At 70.1% G+C, this 12,622-nt stretch carries 10 protein-coding genes and 2 tRNA genes; 8 read left to right on the forward strand and 4 right to left on the reverse strand.

All coding sequences use genetic code 11. The features are described 5' to 3' along the window. Positions 1–47 precede the first annotated feature (47 nt). The 4 genes from IF78_RS0105490 (at position 48) to IF78_RS0105505 (ending at position 3,404) form a co-directional block, all read left to right on the forward strand. The gene (locus IF78_RS0105490) at positions 48–1,160 is read left to right on the forward strand and encodes an SDR family oxidoreductase (protein WP_031479382.1); all 1,113 of its coding nucleotides are present in this window, start codon (positions 48–50) and stop codon (positions 1,158–1,160) included. Positions 1,161–1,291: 131 nt separating this feature from the next. Then, complete coding sequence (locus tag IF78_RS0105495; RefSeq protein WP_031479384.1) at positions 1,292–1,753, forward strand: molybdenum cofactor biosynthesis protein MoaE; 462 nt, start codon at positions 1,292–1,294, stop codon at positions 1,751–1,753. A 276-nt stretch (positions 1,754–2,029) separates the two neighbouring features. Further along, the gene (locus IF78_RS48820; protein ID WP_167348303.1) at positions 2,030–2,194 is read left to right on the forward strand and encodes a hypothetical protein; all 165 of its coding nucleotides are present in this window, start codon (positions 2,030–2,032) and stop codon (positions 2,192–2,194) included. A gap of 112 nt (positions 2,195–2,306) precedes the next feature. Further along, positions 2,307–3,404, forward strand: a complete 1,098-nt coding sequence (locus tag IF78_RS0105505; RefSeq protein ID WP_031479386.1) for a YlbL family protein — start codon at positions 2,307–2,309, stop codon at positions 3,402–3,404. 74 nt (positions 3,405–3,478) lie between these two features. Here IF78_RS0105505 and IF78_RS0105510 read toward each other — a convergent pair whose 3' ends face one another. After that, positions 3,479–4,021 (reverse strand): PPA1309 family protein, encoded by a 543-nt coding sequence (locus IF78_RS0105510; protein WP_031479388.1) that lies wholly within the window; start codon positions 4,019–4,021, stop codon positions 3,479–3,481. A 164-nt stretch (positions 4,022–4,185) separates the two neighbouring features. Between IF78_RS0105510 and IF78_RS0105515 the strand changes: the two genes are divergently transcribed. From IF78_RS0105515 to IF78_RS0105530, 4 genes are all read left to right on the forward strand, one after another. Next, a complete protein-coding gene (locus IF78_RS0105515) occupies positions 4,186–7,134 on the forward strand; it encodes a UPF0182 family membrane protein (protein ID WP_234439780.1) in 2,949 nt (982 codons plus the stop codon). 57 nt (positions 7,135–7,191) lie between these two features. Further along, positions 7,192–7,265: transfer RNA gene (locus IF78_RS0105520), tRNA-Met, on the forward strand. A 228-nt stretch (positions 7,266–7,493) separates the two neighbouring features. After that, positions 7,494–9,434 (forward strand): tetratricopeptide repeat protein, encoded by a 1,941-nt coding sequence (locus IF78_RS0105525; protein WP_234439777.1) that lies wholly within the window; start codon positions 7,494–7,496, stop codon positions 9,432–9,434. A 146-nt stretch (positions 9,435–9,580) separates the two neighbouring features. After that, positions 9,581–9,654 (forward strand) — tRNA-Met (locus IF78_RS0105530). 50 nt (positions 9,655–9,704) lie between these two features. Here IF78_RS0105530 and IF78_RS0105535 read toward each other — a convergent pair. The 3 genes from IF78_RS0105535 to IF78_RS0105545 are packed head-to-tail and all read right to left on the reverse strand — an operon-like array spanning position 9,705 to position 12,507. Further along, positions 9,705–10,856: an ABC transporter substrate-binding protein gene (locus tag IF78_RS0105535; protein WP_031479394.1), complete on the reverse strand. Its 1,152-nt coding sequence runs from the start codon at positions 10,854–10,856 to the stop codon at positions 9,705–9,707. Then, positions 10,853–11,716 carry an ABC transporter permease gene (locus tag IF78_RS0105540; protein ID WP_031479396.1) on the reverse strand — a complete coding sequence of 288 codons (864 nt, stop codon included), beginning with the start codon at positions 11,714–11,716 and terminating at the stop codon, positions 10,853–10,855. Before IF78_RS0105540 ends, IF78_RS0105535 begins: the two co-directional genes overlap by 4 nt. Then, on the reverse strand, positions 11,713–12,507 hold the full coding sequence (locus IF78_RS0105545; RefSeq protein WP_031479398.1) for an ABC transporter ATP-binding protein: 795 nt from the start codon (positions 12,505–12,507) through the stop codon (positions 11,713–11,715). Before IF78_RS0105545 ends, IF78_RS0105540 begins: the two co-directional genes overlap by 4 nt. Positions 12,508–12,622 lie beyond the last annotated feature (115 nt).

The raw sequence follows: 12,622 nt of genomic DNA on the forward strand, positions 1-12,622 counted from the left end.
GACGCGTCGCTCGCGTTCGTACTGAAGACAACCGCTGGAGACGCCCGGTGAGTTCCCCTGATCCGCAGGTTCGCGCAGCGCGAAACCGGTCAACCCCTCCCGCCGCGCGCGGGCCCGTCGTCGCGGTGACCGGTGCCGCGTCCGGGATCGGCGCGCTGCTCACCGAGCGGCTCGTCGCGTCGGACGAGGTCAAGCAGGTCGTCGCCATCGACGAGCGGCGCGGCGACTGCGCGGCGGCGCAGTGGCACATCCTGGACGTGCGGGATCCGGCCATCGCGGACAAGCTGCGGGGCGCCGACGTGGTCGTGCACCTGGCGCTCGACCTGGATCTGGAGACGGATCCCGCCGCGCGGACGGCTTACAACGTCCGGGGGACGCAGACCGTCCTGACGGCCGCGGCGGCGGCCGGGATCCACCGGGTCGTGCTGTGCACCTCCGCGATGGTGTACGGGGCGCTGCCCGACAACGAGCTGCCGCTGTCCGAGGACGCGGAGCTGCGCGCGACGGCGGAGGCCACCGGGGTCGGGGACCTGCTGGAGATCGAGCGCCTCGCGCGCAGGGCGCCCCGGGCGCACCCGGGGCTCAATGTCACCGTCGTCCGGCCGGCCGTGCTGGTGGGCGGCACCGACACCGCGCTGACCAGGTACTTCGAGTCACCGCGGCTCCTTGTGGTCGCCGGCTCGCGGCCCGCCTGGCAGTTCTGCCATGTCGAGGATCTGTGCGGCGCCCTGGAGTACGCCGTCCTGGAGAAGGTCGACGGGGAGCTCGCCGTCGGCTGCGACGGCTGGCTGGAGCAGGAGGAGGTCGAGGAGCTCAGCGGGATCCGGCGCATGGAGCTGCCGTCGGCGGTCGCGCTGGGCGCGGCGGCCCGGCTGCACCGGATCGGACTGACACCCTCGCCGGCCGGGGACCTGGCCTACACCATGTACCCCTGGGTGGTCAGCGGGAGCCGGCTCCATGACGCGGGGTGGCGGCCGCAGTGGACCAATGAGGAAGTGCTCGCGGAGCTGCTGGAGGAGGTCTCCGGCAGGCACACGGTCGCCGGGCGGCGGCTCGGTCGCAAGGACGCGACGGCGGCCGGGGCCGCGGGAGCGACGGTCGCCCTGCTCGGCGCGGCGGCGGTGGTGCGGAGGGCGCGGAAGGCCCGGCGGCGGATCTGAGAGATCCGGGAAAGCGGCCCCGGTGCGGGGGCCGCCCCGCTCGTGGCCTGTAGGAGGCTCCAAGCCGCACGCGCGCGTGCCGGGCGATAACGCTATTCCCCGTCCTCGCGCGCGTGGGGCACGATGGGGTCATGGCACCTACCAACGATCACCCCGGTGAGCAGGGCGCTCAGGAACCCGTGAAGCTCATCGCCATTCGTGAGACGGCCCTCTCCGTGGACGAGGTCTTCCGGGCCGTCGGGGACGATGCTGCCGGTGGGACCGCGCTGTTCGTGGGCACTGTGCGGAATCACGACGGGGGTGCCGACGTCGACGAGCTCGGGTACTCGTGCCACCCCAACGCCGAGGCCGAGATGCGCCGCATCGCCGAGAAGGTCGTCGCCGAGTACCCGGTGCGGGCGCTCGCGGCCGTGCATCGCGTCGGAGACCTCGCGGTCGGGGATCTCGCCGTCGTCGTCGCCGTCTCCTGTCCCCATCGCGGGGAGGCCTTCGAGGCCTGCCGGAAACTGATCGACGACCTCAAGCACGAGGTGCCCATCTGGAAGCACCAGAAGTTCTCGGACGGCACCGAGGAGTGGGTGGGCGCCTGCTGAGCGGCCCGCCCGGCTGGTTCGGCCTGCCGAGCGGCCTGCGGGGACATCTGCCTGCTGTGCGGCGTGCCCGGACGTCCGCCTGCCGAGCCGCCCGCTCGCGCACCCTGCCCGCCGAGTGGCCCGACAGCCTCCCTCCGCCCGCCGCGCGGTCCCCTCGAACCCCCATCCACCCCACTCCGGTTGCGTAACCGCACCCCTGCCGTGAGCGTTGTCAGTGCCAACGGTTAATCTGCTGATCAGTCAGTTGCGGTCACTCATTGGGGATGGGAGGACGGCATGGCGGCGCTCGCCTGGTTGCTGATTCCGCTTGTGGCTGCGATCGGCGCCGGTCTGTGGGGCAGTTGGGCCAACCGGACCCGCAAGGCCCGGGGAGACGGACCGGAGCTCGACGGCTATGCCCGGTTCCGCGAGGCCATGGAGAGGCCCACCTCCCGCTCGTGACCGCGGGCCGGGGCTCGCGGCCCCGACGCGGCCCTGACGGAAACGGTCCTGAAGGTTCACCGTCAGACGGCCCTGACGGGGCGCTGACAGGAGTGTCCCGTACTGTCGTGGCATGCCACGCCGCACCGCGACGATGCTCGCCTCCACCCTCATGCTGATCGCGCTCCTGTGCGCGGGAGTCTTCATCCCCGTGCCGTACGCGGAGATGTCCCCGGGGCCGACGGTGAACACCCTCGGTGAGCACGACGGCGAGCCGGTGCTGCAGATCTCCGGGCGCAAGACCTATCCGACGACCGGGCACCTCAACATGACCACCGTCCGCGTCACCAGCGCCGACTACAGGATGAACCTCGTCGAGGCCGTCTACGGGTGGCTCGCGCATGACAACAAGGTCGTGCCGCACGACACCCTCTACCCGGACGGCAAGACCGAGGAGCAGTCGACCCAGGAGAACGCCGAGGAATTCAGCCAGTCCCAGGAGAGCGCCAAGGTCGCCGCCCTGAAGGCGCTGGACATCCCGGTCCAGAGCTGGGTGATCGTCTCGACCGTGGTGAAGGGGACGCCGGCCGAGGGCAGGCTGCACGCCGGAGACGTGGTCAAGGCCGTCGACGGTACGGCGGTGAAGGAGCCCGCGGACGTCGCCGAGCTGGTGACCAAGCACAAGCCCGGCCAGGACGTCGTCTTCACGATCGTGCCGGCGAAGGAGCGGGCCGCCGCCGAGAAGGAGCGCCGGACGCCGACGGAGACCGAGAAGGTCACCATCCGGACCGCCGAGTCCGACGACAGCAGCGAGAAGCGTGCGATCGTCGGGATCTCCGCCGGGACCGACCACACCTTCCCGTTCACCATCGACATCAAGCTCGCCGACGTCGGCGGACCCAGTGCCGGCCTGATGTTCTCGCTCGGGCTCTACGACAAGCTCACCCCGGGCAGCCTCACCGGCGGCAAGTTCGTCGCCGGCACCGGCACCATCGACGACGACGGCAAGGTCGGCCCCATCGGCGGCATCGAGATGAAGACCATCGCCGCGCGCGAAAAGGGCGCCCAGTACTTCCTCACGCCCGCCGACAACTGCGCGACCGCCGCCAGAGACGTCCCCGATGGGCTCACCCTCGTCAAGGTCGACACCATCGACGACGCCCTCGGCGCCCTGAAGGACGTCCGCTCCGGCGACACCGCCGACCTGCCGAAGTGCACGACCAAGAGCTGAGGCACAGCACGGGGTACGACGACGGGGGCGCGCCCCTCACCTCAAGGGCGCCCCCGTCGTCGTACCGGAAGGTCTCAGTCCTCGAACGTCGCCGCCAGGGCCTCCGCCAGTCCCGGAACCAGGTCCGGGCCGGTGAGGACCTCCGTCGGGCTGTCCTTCTCGCGCAGGCGCAGGGCCGACTCGCGCGCGCCGTCGCGCAGGACCGCGACCGTCATGCGGACCTCCTGGCGGTCGGGGTGCTCGGCCACCCACTTCGCGAGTTTGCCGTCGCTCAGTCCCTGCGGAACCTGTGCCTCCGCGGACGGGGGCAGCATCAGGCGCTCGACGGTGAGCGCGCAGCCGACCACCGCGTCCGGCCAGGCGATGGTGCCGAGGAACTCATCGAGCGCCTTGCCCGTTTCAATCTCGTCCTGCTCGATCGGGGTCAGGCCGGAGGACTCCTGCTCGTCCCCCAGGCCGAGCTGGGCGGCGAGGCCGGGTTCCTGGGCCCGCAGCCGTGCGGTGTCTACGAGGGCGAAGAGGCGGGCGGGCTGGTCCCAGCCGAGGCCGGAGGCGTACTCGTCGATCTCGAGAACGGCCCGGGTGAGCGGGCTCGCCGCCATGGGAGTGTTGGACATGGTCACAATCCTGCCTCGTTCCTGGGCGGAATCGGGAACTGAGTAAACGGTGAGTAAGTTGCATAGGTGTGGGCCCACGATCACGGGGGGCCACGGAGGGTCCACGAAGACGCGGGCCTGACGGATCAACAGCGAACCTCGGGGTGCGAACCTTGGCTTTCCAGATGCCGGACCGCGGCGGAGGCCCGACCGGGCCACGGATCAGAGTGGGCCGCCCGTCCCGGCGTGTCCGGACGCTGCTCATGACACTGGGCGTCCTCGCCGTCCTCGGCATGGCTTTCACCATGTTCGCGGGCTTCTGGACGGACTGGCTCTGGTACCGGTCGGTGAACTACTCGTCGGTGTTCACGACCACGCTGTGGACGAAGATCGGGCTGTTCTTCGTCTTCGGTCTGCTGATGGCCCTCTCGGTCGGCTTCAACATCTGGCTGGCCCACCGGCTGCGCCCGCCGCTGAGCGCCATGTCGATGGAGCAGCAGAGCCTCGACCGCTACCGCATGGGCATCGCGCCGTACAAGAAGTGGCTGCTGCTGGCGATCACCGCCCTGGTCGGCCTGATCGCCGGTGCCTCCGCCTCCAGCCAGTGGCGCACCTGGCTGATGTGGGTCAACGGCGTGCCCTTCGGTGAGAAGGACCCGCAGTTCCACCTGGACGTCGGCTTCTACGCCTTCGACCTGCCCTGGTACCGGTTCCTGCTCGGCTTCGGCTTCGCCGCCGCGATCCTGTCCGTGATCGCCGCCGCGCTCACCCACTACCTGTACGGCGGGCTGCGCATCACCAGCCCCGGCGCGCGCGCCACGGCCGCGGCCACCGGCCATCTGTCGGTGCTCATCGGCATCTTCGTCGCCCTGAAGGCGGTCGCCTACTGGCTCGACCGGTACGGACTGGCGGTGAAGTCCAGCGACTTCAAGGCGACCGACAACTGGACCGGCCTCAGGTACGTCGACGCCAACGCCTATCTGCCGGCCAAGACGATCCTGTTCTGCATCGCCGTCATCTGCGCCCTGCTGTTCTTCGCCACCCTGTGGCGGCGCACCTGGCAGCTGCCCGTCATCGGCTTCGGCCTGATGGTGCTCTCCGCGATCCTCATCGGCGGCCTGTACCCGGCGATCGTCCAGAAGTTCCAGGTCCAGCCCAACGAGCAGGCCAAGGAAGCGCCGTACGTCGCGAAGAACCTCAAGGCGACGCGCGAGGCGTACGGCATCGACGGCACCAAGGTCACCGAGTACCCGGGCACGAGTACGACCGAGGACAAGACCCAGCTGCGCGACGACGTGGACGCCGCGGCGAGCATCCGGATCCTGGACCCGAACATCGTGTCGCCGACGTTCCAGCAGCTCCAGCAGATCAGGAACTACTACGCGTTCCCGACCAACCTGGACGTCGACCGGTACGCCAAGGACGGCAAGGACCAGGACACGGTCATCGGTCTGCGTGAGATCAACCTCAACGGCATCCCGAAGCGGAACTGGATCAACGACCACTTCCGCTACACCCACGGCTACGGCGTGGTCGCCGCCGAGGGCACCAACGCCGACGACCAGGGCCGTCCGGACTTCACCGAGTCCGACCTGCCGTCCAAGGGCGACCTCGGGACGTACGAGCAGCGGGTCTACTACGGCGAGAAGACCACCATGTACTCGATCGTCGGCGGTCCCCAGAAGGAGATCGACTACTCCGACGACAGCGGTGAGAAGACCTACAGCTACCAGGCCGACAGTGGCGTCAGCCTCTCCAACCCCGTCAACCGGGCCGCGTACGCGGTGGCGTTCGGCGAACCGCAGATCCTGTACTCCGGTGCGATCGGCGACGGTTCGCGGATCCTGTACAACCGCACGCCCAAGGAGCGCGTCGAGGCGGTCGCCCCGTGGCTGACCATCGACGGTGACGCCTACCCGGCGGTCGTGGACGGCCGTATCCAGTGGATCGTCGACGCGTACACGACGACGAACGGCTACCCGTACTCGTCCCGCACGACCCTCGGGGACACGACGGCCGACTCGCTGACCGCCGGCAACAACCAGCGCGCGGTGGTGGCCCAGCAGAACCAGGTCAACTACATCCGCAACTCGGTGAAGGCGACCGTCGACGCCTACACCGGCGAGGTCAAGCTCTTCCAGTGGGACACCCAGGACCCGGTCCTGAAGACCTGGATGAAGGCGTTCCCGGACACGGTGGAGCCGAAGAGCGAGATCTCGAAGTCGCTGATGGCCCATCTGCGCTACCCGCAGGACCTGTTCAAGGTCCAGCGCGAGCTGCTCACCCGCTACCACGTGAAGGACGCCACGACGTTCCTCAGCGGCAGCGAGGTCTGGCAGGTGCCGGATGACCCGACCAACAAGTCGGGCAACGCGGTGCCGCCGTACTACCTGAGCATGAAGATGCCGGACCAGACGGCACAGGCGTTCTCGCTGACGACGACGTTCACGCCGAACGGCCGGGACAACCTCAGTGCCTTCATGGCCGTCGACGCCGAGGCGGGCACCACTGACTACGGCAAGATCAGAATTCTGAAACTGCCGACCAACACCACGGTCAACGGCCCCAGTCAGGTCCAGAGCCAGTTCAACTCCGAGCAGAACATCGCCGAGACCATCAGACTGCTGAGAGGTGGCGACTCGGAGGTTGAGTACGGCAACCTCCTGGCTGTCCCGCTCGACGGCGGACTGCTCTACGTGGAGCCGGTCTACGTCCGCGGTGGCGGACTCAAGTACCCGCTGCTGCGGAAGGTGTTGGTGTCCTACGGCGGCACCACAGCCTTCGAGGACACGCTCGGCGAGGCCCTCAACAAGGTCTTCGGAGCGGAGGGCCCGACCACCGAGCCACCGGACGAGGGCGAAGAGGAAGGCGGTACGACACCTCCGCCGACCTCGACCAACCCGACGGTCCAGGAAGCGCTCGACGACGCCCAGAAGGCCTTCGAGGCCGGCCAGGAAGCCCTGAAGAAGGGTGACTGGGAGGCGTACGGCCGGGCGCAGGAGGACCTTGAGGAGGCGCTGAAGCGGGCCGAGGACGCGCAGGCGCAGGCCGACAAGACCGGTGGCGGCGACGGCGGCGGCAGTGCGAGTCCGAGTGCAAGTCCGAGCCCGACCAGCAGTCCCACCGGCACCTAGGGACGACGGTTGATCAAATAGCCCACCCCGCGTCGTGATACGGTTGCAGAACAACGACGCGGGGTGGAGCAGCTCGGTAGCTCGCTGGGCTCATAACCCAGAGGTCGCAGGTTCAAATCCTGTCCCCGCTACTGAAGTCGACGAGTATTTCGTACGACAGCGAAGGCCCGGATCCTCCAGAGGATCCGGGCCTTCGTGGTGTGCGAACGCATGTGCCGAAGGGCGGGACGGCCACGCCGCCGTGGGGAGTTGGGAGAACTGTGTTTGACTTGTCTCTCTGTGGGCATGTCGACAAAACGCTGAAGTGACCTCACTGGCTGCGGTATACCAGGTGTACCCAGGTTGCAGGTGGTGCGACGATGGACGTTATGGGGGACAAGGCAACTCTGTTGGAGACAGGGCGGTTTGTGCAGCCTGCCGACTTTGTGCAGCCGACGGGCGATTTCGCGCAGCCGCAGAACGATGCCTCGCTGCCGACGGACGGCGCCTCCCTGCCGGTGGGTGATCTCTCGCAGCCGGAGGGCGACTTCGCCCTCGGCCGGCCGACGGACCAGGACGAGACGGGGGAGGCCGTCGAGGAGGCGCGGCAGCGGCTCGCCGCGGAGGCCGGGGACGCCGAGGCGATGAGCGTCCTCGGGGCCATGCTGCTGCGCCGCGGTGACCTCGACGGAGCCGAGCCCCATCTGCGTGCCGCCACCGCCGCCGGGGACCGGGCCGCCGCCAACAACCTGGGAGTCCTGCTGCACCAGCGTGGCTATGCCGACGAGGCCGCAGGATGGTGGCGGATCGCCGCCGTCGCCGGGTCGGCCGCGGCCGCGCACGCGCTGGGACGTCATCACCGTGAGCGGGGCGACGAGCCCGCCGCCGAGTACTGGCTGCGGCAGTCCGCCGAGCAGGGGCACGCGCTGGGCGCGTACGCGCTCGCCGATCTGCTGGAGCACCGCAGCGACGCCCAGGCCGAGCAGTGGATGCGGGCAGCGGCGGAGCGTGGGCACCGGGAGGCCGCGTACCGGCTGGCGCGCGCGCTCGACCGGCAGGCGACGCGGCTGGGCGAGGACGGGGCCGACAACGGTGTCGCCGCGAGTGAGCCGGTGCTGGAAGAGGCCGAGCAGTGGTACCGGCAGGCCGCCGCGCGCGGGCACCGCAGGGCCGCGCTGCACCTCGGGGCGATCCTGGAGAAGCGCGGGGATCTCAAGGGGGCCGGACGCTGGTATCTGACGTCCGCCAAGGACGGGGAGGCGCGGGCCGCCTGTGCGCTCGGGTTCCTGCTCCGGGACGCGGGGGACAGCGAGAGCGCAGCCGTGTGGTGGCTGCGGGCCGCGCAGGACGGCGACGGCAACGCGGCGAACGCGCTGGGCGCGCTGCACGCCGAGCGCGGGGAGAAACAGACCGCCGAGCGCTGGTACCGGGCCGCGATGGACGCCGGTGATGTGAACGGCGCGTACAACCTCGGGCTGCTCTGCGCCGAGCAGGCGCGCACCGCGCAGGCCGAGCAGTGGTACCGGCGCGCGGCGTACGCCGGGCACCGGGAGGCGGCGAACGCGTTGGCGATCCTGCTGCTCCAGGGCGGGGACGCGACCGGTGCCGAGCCGTGGTTCTCCAAGGCGGCGGAGGCGGGGAGCGTCGACGCGGCCTTCAACCTGGGGATCCTCCACGCCGGACGGGGTGAGGAGCGGGCCGCGCTGCGGTGGTACGAGCGGGCGGCTGCGGCCGGGCACACCGAGGCGGCGCTGCAGGTCGGGATCGCTCGGCTGCGGGACGGGGACGAGCCGGCTGCTGAGCGGCATCTGCGGTGTGCGGCCGGGGGTGGCAGTGCGGAGGGGGCGTATCGGCTGGCGACGCTGCTGGATGCCCGGCGGCCGCCGGAGCCCGCGCATGAGCTCGGGGAGCAGGTGCACGAGAAGACCGAGTGCGAGGAGTGGTACGAGCGCGCGGCTTCTCAGGGGCATCGGCGGGCGCAGGTGCGCGTCGGGATGATGGCGGCGGCCCGGGGGGACGTGGTGGAGGCGGCTCGGTGGTACCGGGCGGCCGCTGAGGCCGGGTCGCGCAACGGTGCGTTCAATCTGGGGCTGCTGCTTGCTCGGGAGGGGAGTGAGCCGGAGGCCGCGGTGTGGTGGACGCGGGCGGCTTACGCCGGGCACGGGCGGTCGGCGTTGCGGCTGGCTCTGGTCTACGCGCGTCGTGGGGAGCTGGCCGAGGGCCAGCGGTGGGCCGACCGGGCGGTGACCCTGGGGCCGGGCGAGGTCGCGGAGCGGGCGGCTCGTTTGCGTGACGCGCTGCGGGAAGAGCTTTCGGCGTGAGTCGCCGTGAGGTGGGCAGCGAGCTGGGGTGGTGTTCAGGCTCCTCGTCCTCGGGCGGCGGACGGGCTGGGATACAGGGCAGTGGGGCGCCGTCGACCAGCGATTTGCCTCTGTCCGCGTCGTTGACGTAATGTTGCGTTCACCGACGCGGGGTGGAGCAGCTCGGTAGCTCGCTGGGCTCATAACCCAGAGGTCGCAGGTTCAAATCCTGTCCCCGCTACTGAAGGCCTAGGGCCGGGATCCGTAAAGGGTCCCGGCCCTGGGTGTTTTTCAGGGCTGATGGCCGACCGCTTCCTCGTACAGGGCGCGGTTCACCGTCCGTGACTCCGGGAGAGGGCTGCCCTCGGCCACGCCCTGGGCCTCGTAGGCCGACTGCAGGCGTGTTGTCGTGCCGTCGCGGATTTCCCAGTCCATGCGCAGGGGCGGGGTGGATCTGAGGATGGATTCCTCTGCTTTGAGGAGTTTGGCCAGGTATGTGACGAAGCTCGCATCCTGCTTGTAGTCCGACATGAAGTACGAGTTCAGCGTGCGGATGTAGGCGCGCAGCACAGCCACGCCCGCGTCCACGTCGTCCTGCAACAGGGTGCGGCCGTAGAGCATGCCGCCCAAGGGCTCGCCCGGCGGCTGGCCGCCGAGGAAGGCGTAGCCCCGCTTGCCGTCCACCTTGCGCCAGACCGGGTCGAGGAGCCACGCCGAGTCGACGCCGCCGTTCCGCAGGGCCGTGAGGACGTCGGCCGAGCCCAGTTGCTGGTACTGGATGTCGGCGAGGCCGCCGCCGTGTTTCTCCAGGGCCTTCTCCATGGGGTACGCGATGACCGAGCCCTTGCCGATCATCGTGCCCAGCTTGCGGCCGGCCATGGTGACGTGGTTCGCGGTGTCGCCCTCCTTCAGGCGTACCCACAGGCCGCTCTTCGAGTTCGGGTCGGGAGAGAAGTTGCCCGCGACCCACTTGATGTCGAAGCCGCCCTTGATGCCGTTCATGACCGCCGCCTCCGGGGCCGCCCACAGGGCGTCGATGTCACGCTTGGCCAGCAGGGGGAGCGCGTCCGGCGTGGGCAGCACCTTCAGTGTGACGTCCAGGCTCTCCCTCTTGAACTCGCCCTTGTCGAGCGCGACTTGCAGCGGTGCCACGTACTCGGCGCTCAGCGTTCCCGTCGCGATCGTCAGCTCGCGGGGCTTGGACAGGGGCTGTGGGGGAGGGGCTCCGGGGAGGCAGCGGGCCGGTGTCCGGTTCGGGGAGAGGTCCTTCGGGTCCGTCCAGGACTTCGTGCCGCAGCCCTCGACCGGGCGGATCGTGCGATCGCCCGTGGCCGCCGTGGACGAGGAGTCCGATTCGTACGGCGACGAGCACGCCGCCGACGCCAGCAACGCTCCGGCGGCGAGGACGGCGCCGTATGCGTGTCGGTGGCTCCTCCTGGTCATGACTGGCCCCTTCCCCGGTCCCTCGGTGCCCACGGAGTGAGCAGGCGGCCCGCGAAGCGGATCAGTTCGGAGAAGAGGACTCCCAGGACCGCCACGCAGACGATGCCGACGAACATCACGTCGTTCTGGAACAGCGCGCGCGAGTCGAAGATCAGATGGCCCAGGCCGTTCGTCGCGGCGATCTGCTCCGAGGCGACGATGACCAGGACCGCCACGCCCGCCGCGATGCGCGCGCCCACCAGGACGGCGGGGAGGGACGCCGGAAGCAGGACGTGGCGGAACATCTGCCACCGGGAGGCGCCGAAGACCTGGCCCGCGTCCCGGTGACCGGAGGGGACGGACATGACGGCGGACATGGTGGAGATCCAGACGAAGAAGAAGACCGTCGCCGCGACCAGTGCCACCTGCGGGCCCTCACCCAGGCCGAACATGTTCAGGAAGACGGGCAGCAGGGCCAGTTTCGGTACGACGTACAGCGCGTCCAGGAGGGGTTCGAGAGCCGCTCGTACCAGAGACAGGGAACCCATCAGGAGGCCCAGCGCGTAGCCTGCCGCCGTGCCGGCCGCGTATCCCGCCACCACGCGCTTCAGCGTTGCCCATACGTCCGGCCAGAGGTCGCCGGCCGCCGCCCGGTCCCAGCCGTCGGCGAGGATGGTGGACGGGGCCGGATAGACGCGGTCGTCGATCCAGCTCTGGGCGGCCGCCAGTTGCCACAGCAGAAGGAGGAACAGGGGCACGGCGAGGGCCAGGGACACCTCCAGCGCGCGCCGGCGGCGGTGGGTGCGGGCCGGGTGGAGTTCCCGCGGGCCGGGGCGGCGGACCAGCACCGAGTCGGCGGGCGGCTTCGTGAGCGTCGTCATGCCGGGGCCGCCTCCTTGCGCAGCAGGTCCCACAGTTCCGTTCTCAGGGCGGTGAACTCGGGGGTGGCGCGGATGTCGCCGGTGCGGGGGCGAGGGAAGGGCGGGCGGTGTTCGGCGATGACGCGGCCCGGGCGGGCGGACATGACCAGTACGCGGTCGCCGAGGACGATCGCCTCCTCCAGGCTGTGGGTGATGAAGAGCGTGGTCGTCCGCAGTGACTGGGTGAGGTCCAGGAGCTCGTCCTGCAGGATCGTGCGGAGCTGGGCGTCGAGGGCCGCGAAGGGCTCGTCCATCAGCAGGAGTTCGGGTTCCACGGCCAGGGCGCGGGCGATGGCGACGCGCTGGCGCATGCCGCCGGAGAGAGTGGCGGGGTAGGCGTCCGCGAAGTCCGACAGGCCCATGCGGGCCAGCCAGTCGTCGGCGCGGGCGTTCGCCTCGCGGCGGGGGACGCGCTGGATGTCCAGGCCGAAGCGGACGTTCGCGCGGACGGTCTTCCAGTCGTAGATGCCGTAGTCCTGGAAGATCATGGTGGCCGGGCGCCGACTCGATGTGTGGATCTCCAGCGTGCCGGTGCTCGGGCGGAGCAGACCCGCGGCGATGCGCAGAAGCGTGGATTTGCCGCAGCCGGAGGGGCCGACGAGGCAGACGAACTCGCCCGGGGTGACGGTGAGATCGACGGGTCCGAGGGCATCCACGGTGCGGGGTGGGCGGCCGAAGATGCGGGTCAGCGTGGTGGCGCGGAGTTTGGCCTGCGGGTTTCCCGCGGTGGGCTTCGGGTGCGGATCTCCCACGGTTGCTCCTTGCGGAGTTCGGTACGGAGAAGGGGTGGCCGCACGAAGATATGACGGACCATCAGATTCCGGAAGGTGTACGCAGCACAAAGCCCCGGCACTCACCGGTGCCGGG

This window comes from Streptomyces bicolor (assembly GCF_000719285.1).
In the GTDB taxonomy this organism is placed as follows: Bacteria; Actinomycetota; Actinomycetes; order Streptomycetales; family Streptomycetaceae; genus Streptomyces; species Streptomyces bicolor.

Coding starts and splice junctions, on each gene's coding strand:
- IF78_RS0105510 (WP_031479388.1), bottom strand. CDS start 4,021: ATGTCCAACACTCCCATGGCGGCGAGCCCGCTCACCCGGGCCGTTCTC.
- IF78_RS0105540 (WP_031479396.1), bottom strand. CDS start 11,716: ATGACGACGCTCACGAAGCCGCCCGCCGACTCGGTGCTGGTCCGCCGC.
- IF78_RS0105525 (WP_234439777.1), top strand. CDS start 7,494: ATGGACGTTATGGGGGACAAGGCAACTCTGTTGGAGACAGGGCGGTTT.
- IF78_RS0105505 (WP_031479386.1), top strand. CDS start 2,307: ATGCCACGCCGCACCGCGACGATGCTCGCCTCCACCCTCATGCTGATC.
- IF78_RS0105515 (WP_234439780.1), top strand. CDS start 4,186: ATGCCGGACCGCGGCGGAGGCCCGACCGGGCCACGGATCAGAGTGGGC.
- IF78_RS0105535 (WP_031479394.1), bottom strand. CDS start 10,856: ATGACCAGGAGGAGCCACCGACACGCATACGGCGCCGTCCTCGCCGCC.
- IF78_RS0105495 (WP_031479384.1), top strand. CDS start 1,292: ATGGCACCTACCAACGATCACCCCGGTGAGCAGGGCGCTCAGGAACCC.
- IF78_RS48820 (WP_167348303.1), top strand. CDS start 2,030: ATGGCGGCGCTCGCCTGGTTGCTGATTCCGCTTGTGGCTGCGATCGGC.